The sequence below is a fragment of the Cupriavidus sp. KB_39 genome (assembly GCF_052114485.1).
GTDB lineage: Bacteria > Pseudomonadota > Gammaproteobacteria > Burkholderiales > Burkholderiaceae > Cupriavidus.
Genome location: NZ_JBFREV010000009.1, coordinates 63,773 through 90,671 on the forward strand (window position 1 = coordinate 63,773; position 26,899 = coordinate 90,671).

General features: G+C 65.0%; 24 protein-coding genes. 12 read left to right on the forward strand and 12 right to left on the reverse strand.

Annotated features, from left to right (window positions below):
* The first annotated feature begins 130 nt into the window (after positions 1-130).
* Together AB4Z27_RS09395 and AB4Z27_RS09400 are read left to right on the forward strand one after the other, a co-directional pair.
* Positions 131-1,120 (forward strand): fatty acid desaturase, encoded by a 990-nt coding sequence (locus AB4Z27_RS09395; protein ID WP_441644332.1) that lies wholly within the window; start codon positions 131-133, stop codon positions 1,118-1,120.
* Positions 1,107-1,934: a phosphate/phosphite/phosphonate ABC transporter substrate-binding protein gene (locus AB4Z27_RS09400; protein WP_441644333.1), complete on the forward strand. Its 828-nt coding sequence runs from the start codon at positions 1,107-1,109 to the stop codon at positions 1,932-1,934. The genes AB4Z27_RS09395 and AB4Z27_RS09400 overlap by 14 nt, the downstream gene beginning before the upstream one ends.
* A 10-nt stretch (positions 1,935-1,944) precedes the next feature.
* On the opposite strand, the gene AB4Z27_RS09405 is transcribed toward AB4Z27_RS09400, so the two are convergent.
* The 7 genes from AB4Z27_RS09405 to AB4Z27_RS09435 form a co-directional block, all read right to left on the reverse strand.
* On the reverse strand, positions 1,945-2,892 hold the full coding sequence (locus AB4Z27_RS09405) for an ABC transporter ATP-binding protein (protein WP_092299685.1): 948 nt from the start codon (positions 2,890-2,892) through the stop codon (positions 1,945-1,947).
* Positions 2,889-3,896, reverse strand: coding sequence for an ABC transporter ATP-binding protein (locus tag AB4Z27_RS09410; protein WP_441644334.1), 1,008 nt, complete (start codon positions 3,894-3,896; stop codon positions 2,889-2,891). The genes AB4Z27_RS09405 and AB4Z27_RS09410 overlap by 4 nt, the downstream gene beginning before the upstream one ends.
* A 4-nt stretch (positions 3,897-3,900) precedes the next feature.
* A complete protein-coding gene (locus tag AB4Z27_RS09415; RefSeq protein ID WP_441644335.1) occupies positions 3,901-4,779 on the reverse strand; it encodes an ABC transporter permease in 879 nt (292 codons plus the stop codon).
* Positions 4,776-5,774 (reverse strand): ABC transporter permease, encoded by a 999-nt coding sequence (locus AB4Z27_RS09420; protein ID WP_441593468.1) that lies wholly within the window; start codon positions 5,772-5,774, stop codon positions 4,776-4,778. The genes AB4Z27_RS09415 and AB4Z27_RS09420 overlap by 4 nt, the downstream gene beginning before the upstream one ends.
* Positions 5,775-5,778: 4 nt before the next feature.
* A complete protein-coding gene (locus AB4Z27_RS09425; RefSeq protein WP_441644336.1) occupies positions 5,779-7,383 on the reverse strand; it encodes an ABC transporter substrate-binding protein in 1,605 nt (534 codons plus the stop codon).
* A gap of 34 nt (positions 7,384-7,417) precedes the next feature.
* A complete protein-coding gene (locus AB4Z27_RS09430) occupies positions 7,418-8,800 on the reverse strand; it encodes an LLM class flavin-dependent oxidoreductase (protein WP_441644337.1) in 1,383 nt (460 codons plus the stop codon).
* 148 nt (positions 8,801-8,948) lie between these two features.
* Positions 8,949-9,425, reverse strand: a complete 477-nt coding sequence (locus AB4Z27_RS09435; protein WP_092299703.1) for a nucleoside deaminase — start codon at positions 9,423-9,425, stop codon at positions 8,949-8,951.
* A 214-nt stretch (positions 9,426-9,639) separates the two neighbouring features.
* On the opposite strand from AB4Z27_RS09435, the gene AB4Z27_RS09440 reads away from it, so the two are divergent.
* Entirely contained in the window at positions 9,640-9,825 is a 186-nt protein-coding gene (locus tag AB4Z27_RS09440; protein WP_092299706.1) for a hypothetical protein, read from the forward strand.
* A gap of 119 nt (positions 9,826-9,944) precedes the next feature.
* Here AB4Z27_RS09440 and AB4Z27_RS09445 read toward each other — a convergent pair whose 3' ends face one another.
* The 3 genes from AB4Z27_RS09445 to AB4Z27_RS09455 all read right to left on the reverse strand — a co-directional run bounded on the left by AB4Z27_RS09445 (position 9,945) and on the right by AB4Z27_RS09455 (position 12,159).
* Positions 9,945-10,334 (reverse strand): DUF427 domain-containing protein, encoded by a 390-nt coding sequence (locus AB4Z27_RS09445; protein WP_441644338.1) that lies wholly within the window; start codon positions 10,332-10,334, stop codon positions 9,945-9,947.
* 271 nt (positions 10,335-10,605) lie between these two features.
* On the reverse strand, positions 10,606-11,313 hold the full coding sequence (locus tag AB4Z27_RS09450) for a GntR family transcriptional regulator (RefSeq protein ID WP_144197071.1): 708 nt from the start codon (positions 11,311-11,313) through the stop codon (positions 10,606-10,608).
* Positions 11,314-11,403: 90 nt separating this feature from the next.
* Positions 11,404-12,159, reverse strand: a complete 756-nt coding sequence (locus AB4Z27_RS09455) for a TerC family protein (protein WP_092299715.1) — start codon at positions 12,157-12,159, stop codon at positions 11,404-11,406.
* Positions 12,160-12,351: 192 nt separating this feature from the next.
* Here AB4Z27_RS09455 and AB4Z27_RS09460 point away from each other — a divergent pair, with 192 nt between their 5' ends.
* From AB4Z27_RS09460 to AB4Z27_RS09490, 7 genes are all read left to right on the forward strand, one after another.
* Positions 12,352-13,362, forward strand: a complete 1,011-nt coding sequence (locus AB4Z27_RS09460; protein ID WP_092299718.1) for a 2-dehydropantoate 2-reductase — start codon at positions 12,352-12,354, stop codon at positions 13,360-13,362.
* Between the two features lie 246 nt (positions 13,363-13,608).
* Positions 13,609-14,325, forward strand: coding sequence for a GntR family transcriptional regulator (locus AB4Z27_RS09465; protein ID WP_092299721.1), 717 nt, complete (start codon positions 13,609-13,611; stop codon positions 14,323-14,325).
* Positions 14,326-14,628: 303 nt separating this feature from the next.
* Positions 14,629-15,900 carry a formyl-CoA transferase gene (frc, locus tag AB4Z27_RS09470; RefSeq protein ID WP_441644339.1) on the forward strand — a complete coding sequence of 424 codons (1,272 nt, stop codon included), beginning with the start codon at positions 14,629-14,631 and terminating at the stop codon, positions 15,898-15,900.
* Between the two features lie 116 nt (positions 15,901-16,016).
* Positions 16,017-16,799, forward strand: a complete 783-nt coding sequence (locus AB4Z27_RS09475; protein WP_144197074.1) for a fumarylacetoacetate hydrolase family protein — start codon at positions 16,017-16,019, stop codon at positions 16,797-16,799.
* A gap of 279 nt (positions 16,800-17,078) precedes the next feature.
* Positions 17,079-18,812 (forward strand): oxalyl-CoA decarboxylase, encoded by a 1,734-nt coding sequence (gene oxc, locus AB4Z27_RS09480; protein ID WP_092299727.1) that lies wholly within the window; start codon positions 17,079-17,081, stop codon positions 18,810-18,812.
* Positions 18,813-18,853: 41 nt separating this feature from the next.
* The gene (frc, locus tag AB4Z27_RS09485) at positions 18,854-20,104 is read left to right on the forward strand and encodes a formyl-CoA transferase (protein WP_092299730.1); all 1,251 of its coding nucleotides are present in this window, start codon (positions 18,854-18,856) and stop codon (positions 20,102-20,104) included.
* Between the two features lie 218 nt (positions 20,105-20,322).
* On the forward strand, positions 20,323-20,769 hold the full coding sequence (locus tag AB4Z27_RS09490; RefSeq protein WP_092299733.1) for a PAS domain-containing protein: 447 nt from the start codon (positions 20,323-20,325) through the stop codon (positions 20,767-20,769).
* Positions 20,770-20,845: 76 nt separating this feature from the next.
* Here AB4Z27_RS09490 and sucD read toward each other — a convergent pair whose 3' ends face one another.
* Entirely contained in the window at positions 20,846-21,769 is a 924-nt protein-coding gene (gene sucD / locus AB4Z27_RS09495; RefSeq protein ID WP_092299735.1) for a succinate--CoA ligase subunit alpha, read from the reverse strand.
* Position 21,770: 1 nt separating this feature from the next.
* The gene (sucC, locus tag AB4Z27_RS09500) at positions 21,771-22,985 is read right to left on the reverse strand and encodes an ADP-forming succinate--CoA ligase subunit beta (protein ID WP_441644340.1); all 1,215 of its coding nucleotides are present in this window, start codon (positions 22,983-22,985) and stop codon (positions 21,771-21,773) included.
* A gap of 350 nt (positions 22,986-23,335) precedes the next feature.
* On the opposite strand from sucC, the gene frc (AB4Z27_RS09505) reads away from it, so the two are divergent.
* On the forward strand, positions 23,336-24,568 hold the full coding sequence (gene frc, locus AB4Z27_RS09505) for a formyl-CoA transferase (protein ID WP_092299738.1): 1,233 nt from the start codon (positions 23,336-23,338) through the stop codon (positions 24,566-24,568).
* A gap of 55 nt (positions 24,569-24,623) precedes the next feature.
* Complete coding sequence (locus AB4Z27_RS09510) at positions 24,624-26,753, forward strand: acetate--CoA ligase family protein (protein ID WP_441644341.1); 2,130 nt, start codon at positions 24,624-24,626, stop codon at positions 26,751-26,753.
* Positions 26,754-26,899 lie beyond the last annotated feature (146 nt).

A 26,899-nucleotide genomic window follows, 5' to 3' on the forward strand; every position in this document is an offset into this window, starting at 1 on the left:
CTCATGAGGAATACGCCGGGAAGTGCTCCGACACCGGGCACGCGCATATTCATATGGTCATTCAATCGTTCCGGTCCAGCGGCTCATGCCCGTAAGCTGAACGTCCATTTCCCGTTGCATCACAGCATTCATGGCCACCTACCTCGACAACAGACAGCGCGCCGAACTGGCCCACGCCGCCCGTCATTGGCTGTGGCGATCGGAATTGCCAACCTGGCTGCTGATCGTTGCCGTCTACGCGTCGTGGTTCGGCGTGGCGGTCAACGCCAACCGGATCGGGCTGCCGCTCGCCTGCGTGCTGCTGACGTTGGCGACCACGTGGTTCCTGTCACTGCAACATGAACTGCTGCACGGCCATCCCACCCGGCTGCCGTGGCTCAATGCCCTGCTAGGCGCCGCACCACTTGGCATCTGGCTGCCATACGGCATCTACCGGCGCTCACATCTGGAGCACCATGCTGCGGACCTCACCCATCCGGATGGCGATCCGGAAAGCTACTTCCTGTACGCCGGTGACTGGCACGCAGCCGGGCCGCTGGTGCGCAGGCTCTACGCGGCGCGCAATACGCTGACAGGGCGTGTGTTGCTCCAGCCGGCGTTTGCCATTGCCTCGATTGGCGCCGATGCCGTGGGCCGGGTTCGCCACGGCAACTGGGAGGATGTGCCGACGTGGATCGCCCATCTGCTGGCGCTAGGCGTGCTGCTGGTGTGGCTCGATACCTCCTGCGGGATGCCGGCGTGGCTGGTGCTGGCGGGCGTGGGATACCCGGCGCTGTCGCTTGCCGCGATCCGTTCCTTCCATGAGCATCGTGTGGATCCGCCGTTTGGCGCGCGCAGCGTGATCAACGATGCCGGATGGGCGTGGCGGCTCCTGTTCCTGAACAACAACTATCACCTCGTGCATCACGATCTGCCAGCAGTGCCATGGTTTGCGCTTGCTTGGGTCTATCGTCGGCGTGCCGRGGACTACCTGGCGCGCACGGACGGATTCCTGGTGCGCGGCTATCGCGAATGGATCTTTCGATACGCGTTGCGTGCCGTGGCACCGGTGGCGCATCCGGTGTATCACGCCCCGGCGGAGCGCCCCAGGGACGCAGGAGGACACCATGAGCGCACCTGAACGCTGGGTGGCCGCACTGCCGATGTACAACGTTAGCCCCGCCTTGCGGGAAGACTGGCACGCGCTGCTGGCTCGAATCGCGGAACGGCTGGCACGAAGCGATACGCCCGTAGCGTTGTCCGTCGTGGAGCCGGGAGAGCGCGCGGAGGCGCTGCACGCGTTCTGGCGTCGTGACGACGTACTGCTGTCGCAGACCTGCGGTTACCCGCTGATCCGTGGCCTCGCCGGCCATGTTCAATTGGTCGGGACGCCGAGTTTCGCGGCGCGCGGATGCGTGGAGCATCGCTATACCAGCGCGATCATGGTGCGTGCGAAGGATGGCCCTGCCACGTTGACAGACTGCCAGGGCATGCGGGTGGCATGCAACGATCGCACATCTCATAGTGGCATGAATGCGTTGCGCCACGCCGTTGCGCCACTGGCGCGCGACGGGCGATTCTTCGCGCACACGGTCTATACAGGTTCGCACCTGTGCTCGCTGGCGGCCGTTGCGGAAGGTGAGGCGGACGTGGCGGCCATTGATTGCGTCACGCTGGCCTTCGCGCGCGAGCACATGCCGGCGAAGCTGGAGGGCCTGCGCCAGATCGGCGAAACACGTGCTGTGGCGGGGTTGCCCTTCATCGCCTCGCGCCGGGTGGGGCAGGCGCTCCTCGACAATGTCAGGCTGGCGCTGTGCGCGTGCCTGCGCGAGGACGCCGCACTGTGCGCACGGCTACGGCTGCGCGACCTCGTGCCCGCCACGGTGGCGGACTACCTGCCGCATGCGCAGATGGAAGACGAGGCGCATCGCCGTGGATACGCCGAGTTGCGATGACGCCCTGCCACTACGCAACGTGGCAAGCTACCCAGTGACCCGCGTCACGCTCCCGCAAAACTGGTGCGGACTCGCGGCATTGTGCGCTGGCATACGCGCAACGGGTGTGAAAGCGGCAACCTGCCGGCGGCGCCAGTGGGCTGGGCAGTTCCCCCTCGATGACCGCGCCGGGACGCTCGCGCGCTTCGCGGCGCGCCGAAGGTGCCGAAGCGATCAACGCACGCGTGTACGGATGCAGCGCTGAATCCCAGACCGCATCGCGGGGGCCCTGTTCGACCACCTGCCCCAGATACATCACGGCGATGCGGTCGGACATATGGCGCACCACGGCGAGGTCGTGCGAGATGAACAGGTAGGCAATGCCGAGCGTGTCGCGCAGGTCCAGCAACAGGTTCAACACCTGGGCGCGGATGGAGACGTCGAGCGCGGACACCGCTTCGTCACAGACGATCAGGTCCGGTTCGAGCATCAACGCCCGCGCAATCGCCACGCGCTGACGCTGACCGCCAGACAGCTCATGCGGCAGCCGTGCGGCCATATCGGCATGCAGGCCGACCTTGTCGAGCATCTCCGCCACGCGCGCGCGCCGCGCTGCCGAAGCGCCCCGACGATGCACGATCAGCGGCTCCTCCAGCGCCCGTCCCACGGTGGTGCGTGGGTTCAACGAGGCGGCGGGGTCCTGGAACACCATCTGCAGGCGCGTACGGATCGTATCGAGCGCGCTGCCGCGCCGCGCGCCAATGTCCTCGCCATCGAGCAGCACGCGGCCGGTATCGACGTCCGTCAGGCGCATGGCCACGCGTGCCACCGTGGATTTGCCGCAGCCACTTTCGCCGACGAGGCCGAGCGTCTCGCCACGTGACACGTGGAGCGAAACGTCGTCAAGGGCCCGCACGACACCTGCCTGGGTATGGAAATGCCGCGTGACATTGCGCAGCGCAAGCAACGGCTCGGTCATGCCGCCACCTCTTCGAGAACGGGGATGCTGCGCACCGGCAAGCTCAGCGGGGCATGGCACGCGGTTTGGCGACCGCCTTCGCGTCGCAGTGTTGGGATCTCCGTCCGGCATCGGGGCAGTGCGTGTGCGCAGCGCGGCGCGAAGGCGCAGCCTGGTGGCATGGCGGACAACGGCGGTACCGTGCCGGGGATCTCCGGCAGCCGCGCGCCGGGCGGGAGTGCCTCGATGGCAAGGGASGCGAGCAGGCCCGCCGTGTACGGATGAGTGGGGTGTGACAGCAGGTCGGCCACATCACCGTGTTCCACGATACGGCCCGCGTACATGACGGCCGCGCGGTCGGCGGTCTCCGCCACCACGCCGAGGTCGTGCGTAATGAGCAGCATCGCCATGCCGGTCTCCGCCTGGAGACGCTTGAGCAGCGCAAGGATCTGGGCCTGGGTCGTGACGTCCAGCGCGGTGGTTGGCTCGTCGGCAATCAGCAGGTCGGGCGCGCAGGCCAGCGCGATGGCGATCATTGCCCGCTGCCGCATGCCGCCGGACAACTGGTGTGGATAGTCGCCGGCGCGCGCGGCTGGTGATGGCATGCGAACCTGCTCGAGCAGCCCCACCGCGCGTTCGGCAGCCTGCGCGTGCGTTACCTGCCGATGCAGGCGAATCGCCTCGGCAATCTGGTCGCCGATCCGCATCACGGGGTTGAGCGCAGACATCGGCTCCTGGAAGATCATGGCGATCCGGTTGCCACGGATGTCCTGCATCGCACGTGCGTCCAGCGCCAACAGGTCCGTGCCATCAAATAAGGCCTGTCCACCCGCAATCCTTGCCGTGCGGCGTGGCAGCAGGCCCATGATCGAGTAGGCCGTCACGGACTTGCCCGAGCCGCTTTCGCCAACGAGCGCCAGCGTCTCGCCGCGATCGATGTGCAGCGAGACGTCGTGCAGCGCGGTGACGGGGCCGTTGGCGGTGGTGAAGGTGGTGCGCAGCGCGCGCACATCGAGCAGCGTCATGGCGTCAGCTCCGTCGTTGGCGCAGGTGGGGGTTCAAGGCATCGTTGAGACCGTCACCGAGCAGGTTGAAKGCCAGCACGGTCAGCACGATGGCAAAGCCGGGCAGGCCACAGATGTACCAGGCGTCCACGACTTGTTCGCGCCCGCTGCCRATGATCGTGCCCCAGCTCATGACGTTGGGGTCGCCGAGACCGAGGAAAGCCAGCGAGGCTTCGGTCTGGATCGCGGTGGCAACCGTGAGGGTCGCCATGGCGATCACGGGCGGCAGCGCATTGGGCAGCAGTTGCGTGACGATGAGGCGCGTGTGGCCCATGCCGATGGTCTCGCCGGCGAGTACGAACTCGCGCTCGCGTAGCGACAGGAACTCGGCGCGTACCAGCCGCGCGGTGGCGGGCCATGACACCACGCCAATAGCCAGCACCACGGTCGTGAYGGATGGCTTGAAGATCGCCACCAGCACCACGGCGAGGACAAAYTTCGGCACCGTCTGGAAGACTTCGGTCAGCCGCATCAGTGCSGCRTCGACGCGTCCACGGAAATACCCGCCGATAGCGCCGACGGCAATGCCGAGGGTGGCCGCCAGCGCGGTACTGACCAGTCCGATCAGCAGCGAGACGCGCGCGCCGGCCGCCAGCCCCGTGGCGAGGTCGCGCCCCATGAAATCGGTGCCAAGCGGGTGGGCCGGGTCCTCGCCGGGCCACAGCATCGGCGGACCTGCCATTTCCCACGGGTCGCCCGGGAACACAACGGGCCCCACTACGGCAGCAAGGACGACGATCAGCATCAGCAGCGCGCCGAGCGAGACGGCCGGATGTCGCGTGATRGTGCGCCAGAGCGCCCGCGGACGGGATCGGGCGATAACGGAAGCGGTCGCTGCAGTCATGGCCGTGCGCCAGTGCGGACCACGGCCACACGCGGGTCAATGGCCGCGTAAAGCAGATCGACGAAGATGTTCACAACGATGACCAGAAGCGAACTGAGCAGCAGGATGCCGAGCAGCAGGTTGAAATCCCGCGCGAGGACCGATTCGAACGCAAGCCGCCCCAGGCCCGGCCAGCTGAAGACCGACTCGACGAGCACCGCCCCACTGAGCAGCGAGGCCACCTGATAGCCTGCCATCGTCACCAGCGGAAGCAAGGCGTTGCGCAGCGCGTGGACGAGCGTGACGCGGATCTCGCCAGCGCCCTTGGCGCGCGCGGTGCGCACGAAGTCTGCGCCGTCCAGCTCCAGCATCGCGGTGCGTACCAGGCGCGTGTAGACCGCCAGATAGAACGTTGCCAGCGTGCAGGCCGGCAGGATGGCGTGGCGCGCCACATCGCCGAAGTAGGCCAGCCCCGTATGGGCGGCGCTGACATCGGTCATGCCACCGGACGGCAGCCAGCCCAGTCGCGCGGAGAACAGCACGATGGCCATCAGGCCGAGCCAGAACGTTGGCATGGCGTAGGCCACCAGCGTTCCCAGCGAGATGAGGCGGTCGGGCCAGCGATGCACGCGCACGGCGGCCACGACGCCGAGGGCAATGCCAAGGACCAGCGCGATGCCCATGGCGAGCGTCATCAGCAACAACGTGGCCGGCAGGCGGTTCACGATCAGGGTGAAGACCGGCATGTTCTGGCGGTACGAAAAGCCGAGATCCAGCGTGGCGATCTGTCGCAGGTAATGTGCGAGCTGTAGCCACATCGGCTGGTCTAACCCGAAGTTCGCGCGCAGTTGGGCCATGGTCTCGGGCGTCGCCGCGCCGGCCTCGCCGGCCAGCACGTCGACSACATCGCCGGGCGCGAGCTGGAGGATCACGAAGTTCAGCAAGGCAATGCCAAGCACCACGGGTATCACCTGCAACAGGCGCTGGCGCAGGAACGCAAGGGCGGGGCGGCGCATGCGCTTATGCCTTGGGTGTGAGCCAGGCATCGGCATACGAGGCGAACAATCCGTCGCCCTGCGCAGTGGCCTTCCGGAAGCGCGCCGTCGATACCGTGACCCAGGTCTGCTCGACGAGGTCCAGCACTGGCACATCTTCCTGCACGATCTGTTGCCAGTTGCGGATCAGCGCCTTGCGCTTGCCGTCATCGGCTTCGCGTCCGGCCGCCTCCATGATCCGGTCGAGTTCGGGATTCGAGTACCCCGAGCCGTTGGTCCACGGCGCGCCCTTGATGATGTTCTTGGTCCAGAACAGGCGCTGCACGCCGAGCGTGGGATCGGGCAGGCGATGCAGGCTCGAGATCATCAGGTCGTAATCCTGGTCAGTGAACACGCGCCGCAGGTAGGTGGCGGTGTCACCGGCGCGCAACTCCACCTCCACGCCGACGCGCGCAAGCGACTGCTTGATGAACTCGGCAGGCCGGCTGGCGGTGACGCCGCCGCCGCCATCGTAGTCGAGCGTGATGCGCAGCCGCTTGCCGTCCTTGCCGGGCTTGAAGCCAGCCTCGTCGAGCAGCGCCGCCGCTTTCTTCACATCGAACGGGTACTGGCGGGTGTCGCCGGCGTAGTAGTTGACCACCGACGAAGGCACCGGACCCGTGGCCGGCTTGCCGTAGCCGAGAAACACCACCTTGAGCAGCGCGTTGCGATCGATCGCATGGGCGAACGCCTGGCGCACGCGTTTGTCGGCGAAGTAGGGCTTGCGCACGTTGAACTGCGTCAGGAAGATCGTTGCCAGGTAGCGGCCGTCGTCGGTGTTGATGCGGTAGCGCTGCTTGTCCTGGAAGCGGTTCAGGTTCGACAGCGGAATGCTGGAGCCGAGCGCCACGTCCAGCTCGCCGGCTTCCAGCGCCACGGTGCGCGCGGCGGCGTCTGGGATGAATTTGAAGACGATACCGTCGAGATAGGGCTGATCGGCCTGCCAGTAGTGCGAATTGCGCTCCAGCCGGACATGGCTGCCCTTGACCCACTCCTTGAACACGAACGGGCCCGTGCCAACCGGCGCGCTGTTGAGCGGGTTGCTGAGCACGTCCTTGCCYTCATACAGGTGGCGCGGCAGGATCTGCGCGCCGTAGGTGTTGATGTAGTTGATCAGGTACGGGGCCGGCGAGGACAGCCGGATGATGACCGTGTGCGGGTCCGGCGTGTCGACTGCCGTGACGTTGGCGAACGCTGCGCGCCCAAATGGATGCAGCTTYTTCCAGAYTTCGAGCAGGGTGTACTGGACATCGGCGGCGGTGAAGTCCTTGCCGTCGTGCCACTTGACGTTCTTGCGGAGCTGGAAGGTGGTCTTGAGCCCGTCCGGCGAGGTGTTCCACGCCGTCGCCAGCGCGGGCACGGGTTTCAGGTTCAGATCGTAGGCGACCAGCCCTTCCAGCACCTTGCTGGAGACTTGCCCGATGTTCATGGTGGTGATGAACGCCGAAGTCAGCAGCGTGGGCTCCGGGGAGACGGCCACATTCAGCACGCCGCCGCGCACGGGGGCGGTGGCCTGGGCGAAGGATTCAGCGGAGAAGGGCAGGCCAATCGAGAGCAGGGTGGATGCAGCCAGGAAATCGCGGCGGTTCATGGATGGGTATGGTGTGATCGGTGGAAGAAGGCGGTCAGGCGGCAGCGCGCGACGTGGCGGGCTCCGGCGCGGATACCCGGCCAGATGGCCGGGGCAGGTCGAGGTGGTCGCGCAGGGTACGACCCGTGTACTCGGTGCGGAAGATGCCGCGACGCTGGAGGATGGGCACCACGCCCTCCACGAAGGCGCTCAGGCCATCGGGCAGCACGTCCGGCATCAGGTTGAAGCCGTCCGCGGCGCCCTGGCGGAACCAGTGCTCGATGTCGTCGGCAATCTGTTCGGGCGTGCCGACGATGACGCGATGCCCCCCACCGCCGGCCAGTTCGCGGATCAGCGCTCGCACGGTCAGCCCGCGCCGGCGGGCCAGCGCCACAGTGGTGTTGAAGAACGTGTGGTTGCCGTTGCCGTTGGCCGGCAGTGTCAATGGCTCGGGCAGCGGCGCATCGAGTCGAAGGCGGTCGGCCGGGATGCCCAGCGTGCCGGCCAGCCGGTTAAGGCTGTAGTCCCACGGGATCAGGTCGACGAGTTCGTCGCGCCGGCGCAGCGCCTCCGCCTCGGTCGCACCGATGATGGTCGTGAGTCCCGGCAGGATCTTTACGGCGTGCGGGCCGCGCCCGATGGCTTCGGCCTGCGCGTTGATCCGCCGGCCATACTCGATGGATTCCTCGATCGACTGCGCCGCCGAGAACACCGCTTCGGCATGCCGCGCGGCCAGTTCCTGCCCGTCGGCCGAGCCGCCGGCCTGGAACAGCACCGGATGCCCCTGTACCGAACGGGGCAGGTTCAGCGGCCCTTGCACGTTGAACGACGCGCCGCGGTGCGCAATGGGCTGAAGTTTGCGGGTATCGACGAAGCGGCCGTCCCGCTTGTCGCCGATGAAGGCATCGTCCTCCCAGCTATCCCATAGCGCGCGCACCACGGTCGTGAAYTCGTCCGCYCGCGCATAGCGCTGCGCATGGTCGGGCACGGCGTCGTGGCCGAAGTTGCGTGCCGAGGCAGCGTCGGCGGTGGTCACGACGTTCCARCCCGCGCGACCGCCGCTGACATGATCGAGCGTGGCAAAGCGGCGGGCGATGTTGTACGGCTCGTTGTAGCTCGTCGAGGCGGTAGCGACCAGCCCGATGTGCGTCGTGGCGGCGGCCACGCAGGCCAGTAGCACAGTGGGTTCCAGCGCAGTAATCGGCCGGAAGTTGATCTGGTCCGCAATGGCCGCGTTGTCGGCCAGGAAGATCGCATCGAACTTGCCGGCCTCGGCGRTGTGGGCCAGCCTGACGTAGTGCTGCACGTCGGTGAATGCGAGCGGGTCGCTGTCCGGGAGCCGCCATGCCGACGGCACGAAGCCGCTGTGCAGCGCGTTAAGGTTCAGGTGCAGCTGGCGTGGGGCGCGTTGAGGATCGAGTTCCAGCGAAGCGGTCATGCGAGGGTCCTTTCCCGTACAAGCTACGCAGGATAGGGAAGGGCCTCTCGCAACGGAACGAAGGAAACACGATAACGATATGTGGCGTACGTGGCCGACCATCACCGCGCCGCCCGGCCATCAAGGCGCCCGTGGCCGCTTCAGGTCCTCAGGATTTGGCCGTGCCCTGTCGGGTTCTCCAGTCCGCATACAGGTCCGCGACGCCGTCCAGCCTGACGGGCACATAGTCGATGTTCATTGACTGTTCCGCGAACGGCCGCGCCAAGTCCGCGTAGATCGCCGCTGTCGAAAGGCCGAACGGTTCCCCATCGTCATTCGAATAGGCGTACGCCACCTGCGTCACGCCGGCCAAGCGCATGGCCGCCATGCACATCGGGCACGGATGTCCGCTGGCATATACCGCGCAGCCAGCAAGGCTTGGGCGGCCCAACGCCTGGCTGGCAGCCCGGATGGCGTTCAGCTCGGCATGCGAGGTGGGATCGTTGGTGGTCAGGATTTCGTTGACGCCGGTGGCGATTACCTTGCCGTCGCGCACGATCACTGCGCCAAAGGGCCGTCCGCCGGCCTCCATATTGGCTTGGGCGAGCCGGATGGCTTCGCGCAGGAATGTTTCGGTATCGGTCATGGTGTGTCTCGAAGTCGTCAGGAAGGCGATAGTACTGGACGCGGGGTGCCTTCTTCGTCGCTTCATGGCTGCCGGTGCCTGGTGGAATGTCCAAGGGGAAGACGGCTTGCGTTGCTTCCCTGCATACGTACTATCACCTAATGCTGCATTGCGACAATCCTTCTGCTACAATTCGGGAAAACCCCATAAGGGTAATCCCTCAAGGAAGGAAGCCATGAACACCCAATCCGACATCAAGATGACCGATCAACTCGAACGCGACCTGATCGAGCGCGAACTGGGCACGCAAAGCCTGGGTTTTGCCAACGACGTGAAGCGCGTTGTGGCTGCTGTGCAGAATGTTTTCTCCCGCCTGCAAGCGGAAGCGCGCAAGGCCAAGGTCGTCTACGCGAACGGTTAATCCGGTCAGAACACCCCCCTGTAGTGCCTGCGGCGTCTCCCGGCGCCGCCATTGAAAAGCCGACCCGCCGTACAGCCCTTCGAGGTGTGCGGCGGGTCGGCTTTTGGCTTTTTTGGTGATTAACGCGTCACTTCGATGCGATCGACACGATCCGGGTAGAAGGCMAGATGATTAGCGATCTGGGCAACCGCCTGATGGGGCGATTCGTAGGTCCACACGGCGTTGTCCGTGCGGGTGCCGCCKGCGGGAATGCTGTAGTAGGCCGCATCGCCTTTGTAGGGACAGTGGCTGGTGTGCTGGGTGCGCGTCAGTYGAGACATGTCCACGTCTTCGCGCGGAATGTACTGGACTGGCGGGTATGAGGCCTCGGCGAGCGTCAAGGCGCGGCGGGTATCGGCAACCACACGGCCCGCTACGGTCACCACCACGCGCCCGCCCTGGGGCGTGATCGTGATCGGATGATCCGGGCCGGGAATCCTGACGGATTTGTCGGCGGATTTGTCGGTCATGGCAGACCTCCCTAAGAAAGGAGGCGCGGCGATCAGGCCGCGCCTCAAAGAAAAAACCGCCACGGAGGTGACGTGAGGCCGAAAAGGGAGAGAAGAGCCTCGGCCTCGGTATGGACGATAGCAAGCGCGGCCGGCCCGGCATAGCACGCGCGAGGGAACACACTCTTCTCGTGGATTAAACAATCCACCCCAACATTCCAAAACAAAGCCCCGCACTGGGCGGGGCTGCTGGGGCTGTTGGGGCTAGGCGGGATCGAAARCTATCGATCAATCAAAGCGATAGCGATTGACCGCCTGCTGACTGTTCCTCGATCCACAGCGACAGCCGCACCTTGTACGCCTGCTGGATATGGCGCCGGGCGATCTGCTCGGCCTGCGCCGGGTTGCGGGCCTCGAGCGCTTCCACCAGCGCCAGATGTTCCTCGTATGAGCCCCGGGCGCGGCCCGGCACGGCCAGCGTGGAGCGGCCGAGCAGCGCCATCGACTCGTGCAGCGAGCGCAAGGTCTTCAGCAGATAGCGATTGTGCGCGCAGCGGTGCAGCGTCTCGTGGAACAGGCGATTGTTGACCGCCAGCTTGTCGGGATCTTCGGCGAAGGCCAGGTCGCGCTCGACAATATCGCGCAACAACGAGATTTCCACATCGGTGGCGTGGCGGGCAGCCAGCGCGGCGGCAGTGGATTCGAGCACCTCRCGCATGACATACAGCTCGCTCACCATGCTGGCGTCGAGCCGCGTCACCATCATGCCGCGATTCGGCTCGTTGACGACGAGCCCTTCGGACTCGAGCCGCGACAGCGCCTCGCGCACCGGCGTGCGCGACAACCCTAGCGATTCGGCCAGTTCCACCTCGCGCAGGCGCGTGCCGGGCGGCAGGTGGCCGGCCTGGATCGCGCCCCGGAGTTGTTGGTAGGCCCGTTCGGAACGCGGCAGCGACGCGCTCTGGTCGCCGTCGGCGCCGGCAAGATCCGCAGGAAGCATGGATGCGTGTGAGTGGGGATGACAGCAAAGACAGCCATCATACCCGCTCGGGCAGGCGGCTCGCCAGCCACCGCGCCCGAATACCCGATATCAGGCCGGCGGCGACGCCGCGCGCCGGCTGCGCCGCCGCCGCGCCAGCATATTCAACGCCTCCACGCCGCAYGAGAACGCCATCGCTGTATAGATGTAGCCCTTCGGCACGTGGTGACCCAGCCCGTCGGCAATCAGCGTCATGCCGATCATGATCAGGAAGGCCAGCGCCAGCATGATGATGGTGGGATTGGCGTTGATGAAGTTCGCCAGCGGCGTGGCCGCGAACAGCATCACGGTCACGGCGGCGATGACGGCCACGAACATGATCGGCACGTGGTCGGTCATGCCTACGGCGGTGATGATGCTGTCGACCGAGAACACGAGGTCGAGCACCAGGATCTGGCCGATGGCCATCGCGAAGCCMGGCGCGGCGCGGGCGACCATGCCTTCCTCGCCGTGCCCGGGCTCGGGCGCGACGTGCTGATGGATCTCACGCGTGGCCTTCCAGACCAGGAACGCGCCCCCGGCGATCAGGATGATGTCGCGCCACGAAATGCCCTTGCCGAGGAGCGTGAAGACCGGCTCGGTCAGCGCCACGATCCACGCAATCGTCGCCAGCAAGCCCAGGCGCATCACCAGCGCCAGGCTGATCCCCAGCCGTCGGGCCTTCTCGCGCATGGCCTCGGGCAGCTTGTTGGTCAGGATGGAGATGAAGATGAGGTTGTCGATGCCGAGCACGACCTCCATGGCCACGAGCGTGGCCAGTGCGGCCCAGGCGGCCGGGTCGCGCGCCAGCGCGAGTAGCGATTCCATGCGAACTCCTTGGTTGGGGTGGGCTGGGGCAGGGCTACCCGAAAGCGGACTACCAGGATCATGGTAGCGCACGCCGGCGGTGCAGGGGACATCAGATAGGGCGAGATTGAGGTTGTGAAACGCCAAGACTGGAATATAGTATGTGATATATCAAAATAATACCGGTCATCACAACCATCGAGGAGACAACCCATGAAGATCTGTATCTATGGGGCAGGGGCAATTGGCGGCTACATGGGCGCGCAGTTGGCGCTCGCGGGCGCCGACGTGAGTTTTATCGCACGCGGGCCGCATCTGGCGGCCATGCAGGCCAACGGCGTGCGCCTTCATATCGAAGGCGAGGAGCGCGTGGCGCGCGTGCGCTGCACCAGCGATCCGCGCGAGCTGGGTCCGCAGGACTATGTGTTCATCACGCTCAAGGCGCACCAGGTGCCCGGCGTGGTGGATCTGATGCAGCCGCTGCTCGGGCCGGAAACGGCAGTCGTGACCGGCGTCAACGGCATTCCCTACTGGTACTTCCACAAGCATGGCGGCGAGTTCGCCGGGCGCACGCTGGAGAGCGTGGACCCAGGCGGCAAGCAGTGGCGCGGCCTCGGGCCGGAGCGGGCGATCGGCTGCGTGCTGTATCCGGCCGCCGAGATCGAGGCGCCGGGCGTGATCCGCCATGTCTACGGTAAGAAGTTTCCTATCGGCGAGCCAGATGGAAGCCGTTCCTCGCGCGTGACGCAACTCGCCGACCTGATGGTCAAGGCGGACCTCGACGCGCCCGTGCGCGACAACATCCGCGATGAGATCTGGCTCAAGCTGTGGGGCAACCTCTGCTTCAATCCGATCAGCGCGCTGACGCATGCCACGCTGGACATCATCACGTCCGACCCAGCCACGCGCGCGCTGTCGCGCCAGATGATGCTGGAGGCCAAGGCGATTGCCGAGCGCTTTGGCGTGCACTTTCGGGTCGATGTGGAGCGGCGTATCGACGGCGCCGGCGCGGTGGGGGCGCACAAGACCTCGATGCTGCAGGACCTGGAGGCCGGCCGGGCGATGGAAATCGACCCCCTGCTGACCGTGGTGCAGGAGATGGGCCGGATGATCGGCCAGCCTACGCCGATGGTCGATGCCGTGCTGGGGCTGATCAAGCAGCGCGACAGGATGGCGCAGGGCGGTCAGACTGCGCCGCCCGTGCCGGTGGCGCGCGCGGCATGACGCGGGAGAAATCCCCGGCGATGTGGTGATCTTGATATACCATATACGAAAGGCCGGACCCGCCCCTTTCTCACCCGTTCGGGTTCTTGACGCGCGATCATCGACGAGATTGATGAGCAAACCGCATGGCGCCATGCCAAACTGGACACCATGCGTCCGCGCGTCAGGTCCCGGCAGTGGAGTGGGGCGGGACGCCGCCGGAGGCCGCCTCGGCCCCCGGGGCGCCGGTCATAGACGAGTGCATTCATGTCCGCCCAAACACCCGAAGTCCAGCCCGCCGGCCTGACCCTGTCGCTGCAGCCGATCAACGCGGGCGCCAGCCTGCGCGACCAGGCCTATGCGATGCTGCGCCAGGCCATTGCCGATGCCGATATCTATCAGTCGCGAGAGGAAGTGCGGCTGGACGAGCGCGTGCTGTCCGAAGCGCTGGGCGTGAGCCGCACGCCGATCCGCGAGGCGATGACGCTGCTCGAGCAGGAAGGCTTCCTGCGCACGGTGCCGCGCCGCGGCATCTACATCATGCGCAAGACCAAGCGCGAGATCGTGGAGATGATCCAGGTCTGGGCCGCGCTGGAGAGTATGGCGGCCCGCCTGGCCACGCTCCATGCCACCGACGAGGAAATCGGCAAACTGCGACACATGTTCGACAGCTTCCGAGACTCCACGCCAGCCGAACACATCGAAGAGTATTCCGACGCCAACATCGTCTTTCACCAGGCGATCGTGCAGCTATCGAAGTCGCAGATCATCATGGACGCGATCAAGAACATCTTCGTCCATGTGCGTGCGATTCGGAAAATGACGATCTCGCAGAGCGACCGCGCCGCGCGGTCGATCGTCGATCATCTGCGGATTATCGAGGCGCTGGAGAAGCGCGATACGGAACTGGCCGAGAAGCTGGTGCGCCAGCACTCGCTGGACCTGGCCGACTACGTGGAAAAGAACTGCGACTTCCTGGACTGACTGCCGGCCACGTCATGCACGCCCCGTCGCCCAGCCCATGACGGAGCGCGGGCATTGTTCCGCGATGTGGCCGAATCTTCTTGCGCCCCAACAGCTTTACGGCACGTTGGGGCTTTTTCTTTGGCACGTTTCTTTGGCTATTTGCCCATCTCGCAGGYGAGGGGCTGTCCTTGGAACGGCCTATGCGCATTTGCTGCGATGCAGCGTCGAAACTTCCATGATTCGGGTTTAAACCCTCTTGCATCTTGCTGATATACCACATACTGTATGTCAAAAGAGCGAAGCACAAATCAGGAGACGAGCATGGCCGAGGCTACCAACCAAAGTCAGAGCAGCACCATGGCGCAACGCAAAGCCCTGGACGGCATTCGCGTCCTGGACATGACGCACGTTCAGGCCGGCCCCTCGGCTACGCAGTTGATGGCCTGGATGGGCGCCGACGTGATCAAGGTCGAATTGCCCGGACGCGGTGACATCACGCGCAGCCAGCTGCGTGACGTGCCCAACGCTGACAGCCTGTACTTCACCATGCTGAACAGCAACAAGCGTAGCCTGACGCTCAATATGAAAACGCCGGAAGGCAAGGCACTGCTGGAAGACCTGATTCAGCAGAGCGATGTGCTGATCGAGAACTTCGGTCCGGGCGTGCTGGCCCGCGCCGGATTCGACTGGGAACATATCCAGGACCTGAATCCGCGCATGGTCTATGCGTCGATCAAGGGCTTCGGTCCCGGCCCCTACCAGGACTGCAAGGCGTATGAAAACGTGGCCCAGTGCATGGGCGGTGCGGCATCGACGACAGGCGAAGCCAGCGGCATGCCATTGGTGACGGGCGCGCAGATCGGCGATTCGGGTACGGGCGTGCACTGCGTGGTCGGGATCCTGGGCGCACTGCTGCAGCGCGAGCATTCGGGGCGCGGCCAGCGCGTGGAAGTCGCCATGCAGGACGCCGTACTGAACCTGTGCCGCGTGAAACTGCGCGACCAACAGCGCCTGGATGCCGGCCCGCTGCGCGAGTACCCCAACGATCAGTTCGACGACCACGTGCCGCGCGCGGGCAATGCGTCGGGCGGCGGCCAGCCGGGCGCTGCGCTGCGCTGCGCGCCGGGCGGTGCGAACGACTACGTCTACGTCATCATCCAGCCGCAGGGCTGGGAGCCGCTGATGCGCCTGTGCGGCCGCGAAGATCTGATCACCGATCCGGAATTCGCCACGCCTGAAGTGCGTCTGAAAAAGCTCGCCGCGTGCTTCGGCATCATCGAGCAATGGACCCTGGGCCACACCAAGTTCGAGGTGATGAACGCACTCAACGAGGTGGATGTGCCGTGTGGCCCGATATTGTCGATGAAGGACCTGATCGGGGACCAGTCGATGTACGAGCGCGGCTTCCTGATCGAGCTGGAGCACCCGGTGCGCGGCAAATACGTGCAGCTCGGCTCGCCGATCACACTGTCCGACTCGCCGGTGAACGTCGAGCGCTCGCCGCTGCTGGGGGAGCACACCAACGAGATCCTCGAATCGCTGGGGCGGTCGCCGGCCCAGATTGCTGCGCTGCGCCTGGCGGGAGCGATCTGACCCGAGGCGTCCGGCCCCGGCCGGTGCCTCGTCTCCACAGCCCCTGACGRGGGTCTCTCCATTCTCTGCTGAAAGAGCAGGCGCGGCACGCTCGCGCCTGTCAGAGGAGTTCTGCCGTGCAAACCTGGATTCGCTTCCGCCGTCCTGATGGCGACGCCGCTTATGGCCGGCTTGACGAGGGTGATGCCGACCGCGTCATCGAATGCGATGGCCCTGGCTATACCGATCCTCGCCCCACGGGCAATAGCTACAGCTACGCCTCGCTGGACCTGCTGGCCCCGTGCCAGCCGGGCAAGATCGTGGCGCTGTGGAACAACTTTCACGCCCTCGCGGCCCGGCTGGAGAAAGCGGTGCCCGTGCATCCGCTGTTCCTGCTGAAGCCGGCAAGTTCGCTGGCCGGCCCCGGCGACGGCATCCTGCGTCCGAGCGGGTATACCGGCAAGATCGCCTACGAAGGCGAACTCGGCATCGTCATTGGCCGCGAATGCCGGAATGTGCCGCTCGCCGAAGCTGCCTCGCACATCTTCGGCTACACCATCGTCAATGACGTCACGGCGAGCGAGCTGCTCAATGCCGATCCCAACTTCCCGCAGTGGACGCGCGCCAAGGGTTCCGACACCTTCGGTTGCGTCGGTCCGGCCATCGTCTCCGGCTTTGACTGGCGAAGCGCCAGCGTGGTAACGCGTCTGGACGGCGTCGAGCGCCAGAACTACCCGTTGTCCGATATTGTTTTTTCGCCCGAGGAGCAGGTCAGCCTGCTGTCGCGGGACATGACGTTGATGCCGGGCGACGTGATCGCCGTCGGCACCTCGATCGGGGTCGGGTCGATGAAGGAGGGTTCTGTGGTGGAGGTGTCGATCCGCGGGATCGGCTCGCTGGTCAACCATGTGCGCGGCTGAACGAGCCAGTTTGCGAAGGCGGGAGCTCGGTAGTTTCCCTTAWCTGGTTGCGTAATTTCGGGGAAATGCTGCGGCGCATCGACGAAAGTTCGCATCAATGCTTGCTGAATACTGATATATCACATACCGTATTTGCCAAAGGTCGCTGCCTGTAGCGAATCGTCAAGGAGGAGACATCGTGAAGTCCGAAGTAGCCAGGCGGGCGCGAGAACGACCGCTGAAGACACCTTGAAGCAGAAGTTTTCCAATCCCCGTCAATTTGTATAGAAGGATGCAACCATGGCAGAAGTCGGAAACGAGCTGCAGCGTCAGGCTGGCGAAGAACATCAGGCACAAACCGATGGTTTTCATCTGGTCATCGAAGCGCTGAAGCTGAACGGCATCGAGAACATCTACGGCCTGCCCGGTATTCCGGTCACGGATCTGGCCCGTCTGGCGCAGGCCAACGGCATGCGCGTTATCAGCTTTCGTCATGAGCAGAATGCCGGCAACGCCGCAGCGATTGCCGGCTTTCTCACGCAGAAGCCGGGCGTTTGCCTGACCGTGTCTGCGCCCGGCTTCCTGAACGGGCTGACGGCGCTGGCGAATGCGACCACCAACTGCTTCCCGATGATTCTGATCAGCGGCTCGAGCGAGCGCGAGATCGTCGATCTGCAGCAGGGTGACTACGAAGAGATGGACCAGCTGGCTATCGCCCGTCCGCACGCCAAGGCTGCCTTCCGCGTGCTGCACGCTGAAGACATTGGTGTCGGTATCGCGCGTGCCATCCGCGCCGCCGTGTCGGGCCGTCCGGGTGGTGTGTACCTGGACCTGCCGGCCAATCTGCTGGGCCAGTCGATGGAAGCCGAGCGTGGCCGCAAGTCGTTGATCAAGGTGGTGGACCCGGCCCCGCGCCAACTCCCTGCACCGGACTCGATCGACCGTGCTGTCGCGCTGCTGAAGAGCGCCAAGCGCCCGCTGATCCTGTTGGGCAAGGGTGCCGCATACGCTCGCGCCGATGCGGATATCCGCGCGCTGGTCGAGAAGACCGGCATTCCGTACCTGCCGATGTCGATGGCCAAGGGCCTGCTGCCCGATACACACCCGCAATCGGCCTCGGCCGCACGGTCGTACGTGCTGGCGGAAGCTGACGTGGTGATGCTGGTCGGCGCCCGCCTGAACTGGCTGCTGTCGCACGGCAAAGGCAAGACCTGGGGCAAGCCGAAGCAGTTCATCCAGATCGACATCTCGCCGACCGAGATGGACAGTAACGTGGCCATCGCCGCGCCCGTAGTGGGTGACATTGGTTCGTGCGTATCGGCAATGCTCGACAAGATCGGCAACGGCTTTGCCAAGCCGGGCGCCGATTGGCTGAACGCGGTGGACGAACGCAAGGACAAGAACCTGGCGAAGATGGCCGAGACCTTGTCCAAGGATGTGTCGCCGATGAACTTCCATAGCGCGCTGCGCGCGCTGAAGGACGTCGTCAAAGCCAATCCGGGCATCTCGTTTGTCAACGAAGGCGCCAACACGCTGGACTACGCCCGTGCCGTGATCGACATGTACGAGCCGCGCAAGCGCCTCGACGTGGGCACCTGGGGCGTGATGGGTGTGGGCATGGGCTACGCGGTCGCTGCGGCGGTCGAAACCAGCAAGCCTGTCCTCGCGCTGTGCGGTGACAGTGCGTTCGGCTTCTCGGGCATGGAGGTGGAAACTATCTGCCGCTACAACCTGCCGATCTGCATCGTCATTTTCAACAATAACGGCGTCTACAAGGGTATCGACGTGAATCCGACCGGCGGCAACGATCCGGCGGTCACGATGTTCGTCAAGGGGGCGCGCTACGACAAGATGATGGAAGCGTTCGGTGGGGTTGGTCACAACGTCACCACACCGGCGGAACTCGAAGCCGCGGTGAACGAAGCCTTGCGGTCGGGCAAGCCCACGCTGGTCAACGCCGTCATCGACCCGGCTGCCGGTACCGAAAGCGGTCGTCTGACCAATCTGAATCCGCAGAGCGCGGCCAAGAAGTAATCCACCCCAGTTTCACCCTCTATTCCATCAGGAGAGCGATTGTGAACCTCCCACTCAACGGCATCAAGATCATCGACTTTACGCACGTGCAAGCCGGCCCCGCCTGCACGCAGCTTCTCGCATGGTTCGGCGCAGACGTCATCAAGGTGGAGCGCCCCGGCTCCGGCGACGTCACCCGCACGCAATTGCGCGACATTCCCGACGCGGACGCGCTGTACTTCACCATGCTGAACAGCAACAAGCGCTCGCTGACGCTGGACACCAAGAAGCCGGAAGGCAAGAAGATCCTGGAGCAGTTGATCCGCGAATCGGATGTGCTGGTCGAGAACTTCGGCCCCGGTGCGCTTGACCGCATGGGGTTCTCCTGGGAGCGCATCAAGGAACTGAACCCGAAGATGATCGTGGCATCGGTCAAGGGCTTCAGCGACGGCCACCACTATGAAGACCTGAAGGTCTACGAGAACGTGGCACAGTGCGCTGGCGGTGCCGCGTCGACCACCGGTTTCTGGGACGGCCCGCCGACCGTGTCGGCCGCCGCCCTGGGTGACTCGAACACCGGCATGCACCTGGCCATCGGCATCCTGACCGCGATCATCGGCCGCCAGCAGACCGGCCAGGGTCAGAAGGTTGCCGTATCGATGCAGGACGCCGTGCTGAATCTGTGCCGCGTGAAGCTGCGCGACCAGCAGCGACTGGACCGCCAGGGCTATCTGGAAGAGTATCCCCAGTATCCGCACGGCACGTTCAGCGACGTGGTGCCCCGTGGTGGCAACGCCGGCGGTGGCGGCCAGCCGGGCTGGGTGCTGAAGTGCAAGGGTTGGGAGACCGATCCCAACGCCTATATCTACTTCACCATCCAGGGCCACGCCTGGGAGCCGATCTGCAAGGCACTGGGCAAGGAAGAGTGGATCAGCGATCCGAACTACAACACGCCCAAGGGCCGTCAGCCGCATATCTTCGAAATCTTCAAGACCATCGAAGAATGGCTTGCCGACAAGACCAAGTACGAGGCGGTGGACATCCTGCGCAAGTTCGATATTCCCTGCTCGCCGGTGCTGTCAATGAAGGAACTCGCGGCGGATGAATCGCTGCGCAAGAGCGGTTCGATCGTGGAAGTCCCGCACAAGGAACGTGGCACSTACCTGACCGTGGGCAGCCCGATCAAGTTCTCGGCCATGAAGCCGGAAATCACCGGTTCGCCGCTGCTGGGCGAGCACAGCGAGGAAGTGCTGGCCAGCCTGGGCTATGCCGCCGAGGAGATCTCCCGTCTGCGTGAGTCGCAGGTGATCTGAGCCAGGCGCCAGCACTGCCAGTGCCCAATGTGACAGCGGGTCACACCTGGAGCGCCGGGGAATGCGTAGACGGGACGTAACGCACCCTGGCGCTTCATGGTTTGGACGCCAAGCTGAGGGACCGGCATGGCCGACAGTGCCACAATGACAGCCCGGACCCCTGGTGGCGAACCTCGCCACCCCCCATTCGCCTGGAAAGCTCAGGAAAGACCAAGACCATGCAGACCGCGATCGACTATGAACAGCTGGTGTCGGCCATCGGCGACGCCGTGATCATCTCCGGCGCCGACGGTGCCATCACGTTATGGAACCCGGCCGCCGAGTACATGTTCGGCTACACCCGGGAGGAGGCCCTGGGCAAGTCGCTGGATCTGATTATTCCCGAGCGCCTGCGTGCGCGCCACTGGGAGGGCTACGACAAGACCATGGCAACGGGCCAGACCCGCTACGGCCATGACTTGCTCAAGGTCCCGGCGATCAACAAGAACGGCGAAGCGATGTCGATCGCTTTTACCGTGGCGCTGCTGCACGGGCAGGGCGGGGAAATCACCGGCATCGTGGCGGTGATCCGTGACGAGACCGTGCGCTTCCAGGAAGAGCGGGCGCTGCGCAAGCGCATCACGGAACTGGAAGCCAGGGCGGGCGCCGAGGCCGGAGCCGGCTGACTCACCGGACGCAGTTGCAGCATGGCGCAGGAACGATAAGGCCGGGCGATTCTCCCGGCCTTTTCCGTTTCTACGTTCACGCGCTGGCCAACGCCAGGTTTCGTCTGAGCGGGGCGCGTTCCGATGCCTGCTTCATTGCCGCCGCCATGGTCGCACCCAGCTCCGCTGGCGACCCGGCGACATGGATGCCGGCTTCGCGCATGGCGTTGACCTTCGCTTCCGCCGTGCCCGTCCCGCCCGAGATGATCGCGCCGGCGTGCCCCATGCGGCGTCCCGGCGGCGCCGTGGTGCCGGCGATAAAGCCCGCCACCGGTTTGCGCCTGTGCGCATCGCGCAGGAACTGGGCTGCCTCTTCCTCCGCCGATCCGCCAATCTCGCCAATCATGAGGATGCCTTCGGTCTTGTCGTCGGCCAGGAACATCTCCAGGCAGTCGATGAAGTCGGTGCCGTTCACCGGATCGCCGCCGATGCCGATGCAGGTCGATTGCCCCAGTCCGGCCGCCGTGGTCTGCGCCACGGCCTCATAAGTCAGCGTGCCCGAGCGCGACACCACGCCGATCTTGCCCGGTGTATGGATGTGGCCGGGCATGATGCCGATCTTGCACTGCCCCGGCGTGATTACCCCCGGACAATTCGGGCCAACCAGGCGGCTGCCGGACCCCGACAGCGCACGCTTGACTCGCACCATGTCCATCACGGGAATGCCTTCGGTGATGCAGACGATCAGCGCGATGCCGGCATCGACCGCTTCCAGGATGGCATCGGCGGCGAACGGTGGCGGCACATAGATGACCGAGGCGTCGGCGCCTGTGGCATTGGCGGCAGCGGCCACGGTATCGAAGACCGGGAGGCCCAGGTGCGATTCACCGCCCTTGCCGGGCGTGACGCCGCCCACCATCTTCGTGCCATAGGCCAGTGCCTGTGCCGAATGGAATGTGCCTTGTGCGCCGGTAAAGCCCTGGCAGATCACGCGGGTGTCTTTGTCGATCAGCACGGCCATTTCACTTTCCTCCCTTCTTCGATGGGTGCGTGCGCACGGCGGACACGACTTTCTCGGCCGCATCGGCAAGATCCTTGGCCGAGACGACCGGCAGGCCCGAATCTCGCAGGATCTTCTTGCCGAGGTCGACGTTGGTGCCTTCCAGCCGCACCACCAGCGGCACGGTCAGGTCCACTTCGCGCGCCGCGGCCACCACGCCTTCGGCAATCACGTCGCAGCGCATGATGCCGCCGAAGATATTGACGAGAATCCCTTCGACCCTGGGATCGGCCAGGATCAGCCGGAACGCCGCGGTGACGCGCTCCGTCGTGGCGCCGCCGCCTACGTCGAGGAAGTTGGCCGGCTCGCCGCCATGGAGCTTGATGATGTCCATCGTGGCCATCGCCAGGCCTGCGCCATTCACCATGCAGCCGATGTTGCCGTCCAGCCGCACGTAGTTCAGGGCGTGCCGGGCGGCTTCGGTCTCGGCCGGGTCTTCCTCGCTCTCGTCGCGCATGGCATCGATGTCGGGATGGCGGAAGAGGGCGTTATCGTCGAAACTGAACTTGGCGTCGAGCGCCATCACGTCGCCGCTGCCGGTGACCACAAGCGGATTGATCTCGACGATCGACGCGTCGAGTTCGGTGAACGCGCGGTAGGTCGAGAGGATAAAACGGGTAGCCGCGCCCACCTGCTTGCCCGACAGCCCCAGGCCGAATGCCAGCCGGCGTGCATGAAACGGCTGGATGCCGCTGGCCGGATCGATTGCCACCTTCAGGATTTTCTCGGGCGTGCGTGCGGCAACCTCCTCGATCTCCATGCCGCCTTCGGTGGACGCCATGATCGTGATGCGCGAGGTGGTGCGGTCGATCAGGATGCCCAGGTAGAGCTCGCGCGCGATGTCGCAGCCTTCCTCGACGTAAAGGCGCCGCACTACCCGGCCGGCCGGGCCGGTCTGCCTGGTGACCAGGGTCTTGCCCAGCATCTGCGCGGCGCTCGAGCGGACGTCATCGATCGACTTCACCACGCGCACGCCGCCCTTGCCCGAGCTGTCATCCGCGAAGCGGCCGGCACCGCGGCCGCCAGCGTGGATCTGCGACTTCACCACCCAGACCGGGCCGCCCAGCTTGCGGGCGGCATGGGCGGCCTCGTCTGGTGTAAAGGCCACGCGGCCATGCGGTACAAGCACGTCATAGCGCCTGAGCAACTCCTTGGCCTGATATTCGTGAATGTTCACGTGTCTCCTCGGTTGAAAAGCGCCGCGGGCCGCCAGGTCGGGACCCGCCTGTTCAGTTCTTCGCGGCGTAAAATACKATATGTAATATATCAATAATAAAATCATGCCGAAACTGGGTGCGAGCTGAATCGCGCAAAAGGGATGTCCGCGCTGACAAGGCCATCGCATCAATAGCGCAAGATTGATCGCAAAGCCTTCTATGTTGCGGGTTAACGCTCGTGTATGCCGCAGGATCTATTGCGATGCGGAATGAAAAGTCTGAACCGCGCTGCATTTTCTTCTTGTTGTGTCGTGATATATCACATACGTTATCCAGCAAGCGCGCACGGGAATACTCAAGGAGACAACGCATGAATAACAAAGCACTCGACGGTGTCCGCATCCTGGACATGACGCACGTGCAGGCCGGCCCCTCGGCCACCCAGCTGATGGCCTGGCTGGGCGCCGACGTGATCAAGGTGGAACTGCCCGGGCGGGGCGACATCACGCGCAGCCAGCTGCGCGACGTGCCGAACGCCGACAGCCTCTACTTCACGATGCTGAACTCCAACAAGCGCAGCCTCACGCTGAACATGAAGACGCCCGAGGGCAAGGCGCTGCTGGAAGACCTGGTGCAGCGCTGCGACGTGCTGGTGGAGAACTTCGGCCCCGGCGTGCTCGACCGCGCCGGTTTCGACTGGGACCGCCTGCAGGAGTTGAACCCGCGCCTGATCTACGCGTCGATCAAGGGCTTCGGCCCGGGGCCGTACGCGGACTGCAAGGCGTACGAAAACGTGGCCCAGTGCATGGGCGGCTCGGCCAGCACGACCGGTACCGAGGATGGTGCCCCGACGGTGACCGGCGCGCAGATCGGCGACTCGGGCACCGGCGTGCACTGCGTGGTCGGCATCCTGGCCGCGCTGCTGCACCGCGAGCATTCGGGCCGTGGCCAGCGCGTGGAAGTGGCGATGCAGGATTCGGTGCTGAATCTCTGCCGCGTGAAACTGCGCGACCAGCAGCGCCTCTCGGCCGGTCCGCTTAAGGAATTTCCGAACGAAACCTTTGGCGACTATGTGCCGCGTGCCGGCAATGCGTCGGGCGGCGGCCAGCCGGGCGCCGCGCTGCGCTGCTCGCCGGGCGGGGCCAACGACTACGTCTACGTGATCATCCAGCCGCAAGGCTGGGAGCCGCTGATGCGCCTGTGCGGCAGGGAGGACCTGATCACCCATCCGCAGTTCGCCACGCCGGAAGCGCGCCTGAAATGCCTGGGCGAGTGCTTCTCCATCATCGAAAAGTGGACCAAGACCAAGACGAAATTCGAGGTCATGGACGCCCTGAACGAGGTGGACGTGCCGTGCGGCCCGATTCTCTCGATGAAGGACTTGATCGAGGACGAGTCGATGTTCGACCGCGGCTACCTKGTCGAGCTGGACCACCCGGAGCGCGGCAAGTACGTGCAGCTGGGTTGCCCGATCACGCTCTCGGCCTCGCCCGTGGAAGTGGAACGTTCGCCGCTGCTGGGCGAGCACACCGAAGAAATCCTCGACTGGCTCGGCCGCTCGCCGGCCCAGATCGCGGCGCTGAAGGCGGCCGGCGCGGTCTGAGCCGCGCCACCTCTCGAATGATTGTCTGCAATGCCTGAACAGATGGAGACCTGACATGGCACATGACAAGGATGCGGTACGCAAGATYCTGGCGACCGTGAAGGAAGAGGGGCGCGCTGCGCTGACGGCGCCCGAGGGCAAGCTCGTCTGCGACGCCTATGGCATCTCGGTGCCGGGCGAGGGCGTGGCCAAATCGCCGTCGAACGCGGTGGAATTGGCGACGAAGATGGGTTTTCCGGTGGTGATGAAGATCGTCTCGCCGGACATCCTGCACAAGACCGAAGCCGGCGGCGTGCTGGTGGGCCTGAAATCGGCGGCGGATGTGGAGCAGGGCTACCGCACCATCATCGAGAACGCCAAGAAGTACAACGCCAACGCCGAAATCATCGGCGTGCAAGTGCAACAAATGATCACAGGCGGCCAGGAAGTGATCATCGGCGCCGTGACCGATCCGTCGTTCGGCAAGCTGGTGGCGTTCGGCCTGGGCGGCGTGCTGGTGGAAGTGCTCAAGGACATCACCTTCCGCATGGCACCGGCCACCAACGAAGATGCGCTGTCGATGCTGGACGGCATTGCCGCTGCCGAGGTGCTCAAGGGCGTGCGCGGCGCCGACCCGGCCAACCGCGAGGCGCTGGCCGGCATGATCGAGCGCGTGTCGCAGCTCGTCAGCGATTTCCCGGAGATTTCCGAGCTGGACCTGAACCCGGTGTTCGCCAGCAAGGACGGCGCCATCGCCGCCGACGTGCGGATCGTGGTGGACTTCTCGCCGCAGCCGGAGAAGTACCGTCCGACGCAGGAACAGATCGTCAAGCAGATGAACCGCATCATGCGCCCGGACACGGTGGCGGTGATCGGCGCGTCCGCCGAGGACGGGAAGATCGGCAATTCGGTGATGAAGAACCTGATCAACGGCGGCTACCAGGGCAAGATCTACCCGATCCACCCCAAGGCCGAAGAGATCATGGGCATGACGGCCTACAAGAGCGTGCTCGACGTGCCGGGCAATATCGATGTGGCGGTGTTTGCGATCCCGGCCAAGTTCGTGGCCCAGGCGCTCGAGGAAGTCGGCAAGAAGGGCATTCCCGGCGCCGTGCTGATTCCGTCCGGGTTTGCCGAAACCGGCAACGTGSAAGGGCAGGACGAGATCGTGGCGATTGCCCGCAAGCACGACATCCGCCTGATGGGACCGAATATCTACGGTTTCTACTACACGCCGAAGAACCTTTGCGCCACGTTCTGCACGCCGTATGACGTGAAGGGCAAGGCGGCGCTGTCGTCGCAGTCGGGCGGTATCGGCATGGCCATCATCGGCTTCTCGCGCTCGGCCAAGATGGGCGTGTCGGCCATCGTCGGCCTGGGTAACAAGTCGGATATCGACGAAGACGATCTGCTCACCTTCTTCGAGCAGGACGACAACACCGAGATCATCGCCCAGCACTGCGAGGACTTGAAGGATGGCCGTGCCTTTGCCGAGGTGGCGCGCCGGGTGTCGAAGAAAAAGCCGGTGGTGGTGCTCAAGGCTGGCCGCACCAGCATGGGCGCGCGGGCAGCCAGCTCGCACACCGGCGCGCTGGCCGGCAACGACCGCATCTACGAGGACGTGTTCAAGCAGGCCGGCGTGATCCGGGCGCGCTCGCTGCGCGACCTGCTCGAGTTCGCGCGCGGCATTCCCAAGCTGCCGACGCCGAAGGGCGAGAACGTGGTCATCATCACGGGCGCGGGCGGGTCGGGCGTGCTGTTGTCCGATGCCTGCGTGGACAACAACCTGTCCCTGATGACGATGCCGGACGACCTCGACGCAGCGTTCCGCAAGTTCATCCCGCCGTTCGGCGCCGCCGGCAACCCRGTGGACATCACCGGCGGCGAACCGCCCACGACGTACAAGAACACGCTGCGCCTTGGCATGGAAGATCCGCGCATCCAYGCGATCATCCTCGGCTACTGGCACACGATCATCACGCCGCCGATGGTGTTCGCCCAGCTGGTCATCGAGGTGAAGGAAGAGATGGCGGCGAAGGGCATCGAAAAGCCGATCGTGGCGTCGCTGGCCGGCGACGTGCAGGTGGAGGAAGCTGCCGAGTACCTGTACGAGCACGGCGTRCCGTCCTACGCGTACTCGACCGAAATCCCGGTGGCGGTGCTCGGCGCGAAGTACAAGTGGGCGAGGGGAGCGGGCAAGATCTGATGCGGTCCGCCCCGCCGGCATAGCCAGACCTGCCGGCATCTCCAGCACAACCAGCCCCCAACGAGACAGCAACCGTTGGGGGCATTTGATAAACGAAGGGGCAAATGCGACAGGCCGTTCCCGAGGGAACGGCCTGTCTGGTATTG

What these genes read in the sequence shown, in the direction of transcription:
- AB4Z27_RS09400 (WP_441644333.1), top strand. Translation starts at nt 1,107, where the DNA reads ATGAGCGCACCTGAACGCTGGGTGGCCGCACTGCCGATGTACAACGTT.
- AB4Z27_RS09405 (WP_092299685.1), bottom strand. Translation starts at nt 2,892, where the DNA reads ATGACCGAGCCGTTGCTTGCGCTGCGCAATGTCACGCGGCATTTCCAT.
- AB4Z27_RS09435 (WP_092299703.1), bottom strand. Translation starts at nt 9,425, where the DNA reads ATGACCGATACCGAAACATTCCTGCGCGAAGCCATCCGGCTCGCCCAA.
- AB4Z27_RS09440 (WP_092299706.1), top strand. Translation starts at nt 9,640, where the DNA reads ATGAACACCCAATCCGACATCAAGATGACCGATCAACTCGAACGCGAC.
- AB4Z27_RS09460 (WP_092299718.1), top strand. Translation starts at nt 12,352, where the DNA reads ATGAAGATCTGTATCTATGGGGCAGGGGCAATTGGCGGCTACATGGGC.
- AB4Z27_RS09465 (WP_092299721.1), top strand. Translation starts at nt 13,609, where the DNA reads ATGTCCGCCCAAACACCCGAAGTCCAGCCCGCCGGCCTGACCCTGTCG.
- frc (WP_441644339.1), top strand. Translation starts at nt 14,629, where the DNA reads ATGGCCGAGGCTACCAACCAAAGTCAGAGCAGCACCATGGCGCAACGC.
- oxc (WP_092299727.1), top strand. Translation starts at nt 17,079, where the DNA reads ATGGCAGAAGTCGGAAACGAGCTGCAGCGTCAGGCTGGCGAAGAACAT.
- AB4Z27_RS09490 (WP_092299733.1), top strand. Translation starts at nt 20,323, where the DNA reads ATGCAGACCGCGATCGACTATGAACAGCTGGTGTCGGCCATCGGCGAC.
- sucD (WP_092299735.1), bottom strand. Translation starts at nt 21,769, where the DNA reads ATGGCCGTGCTGATCGACAAAGACACCCGCGTGATCTGCCAGGGCTTT.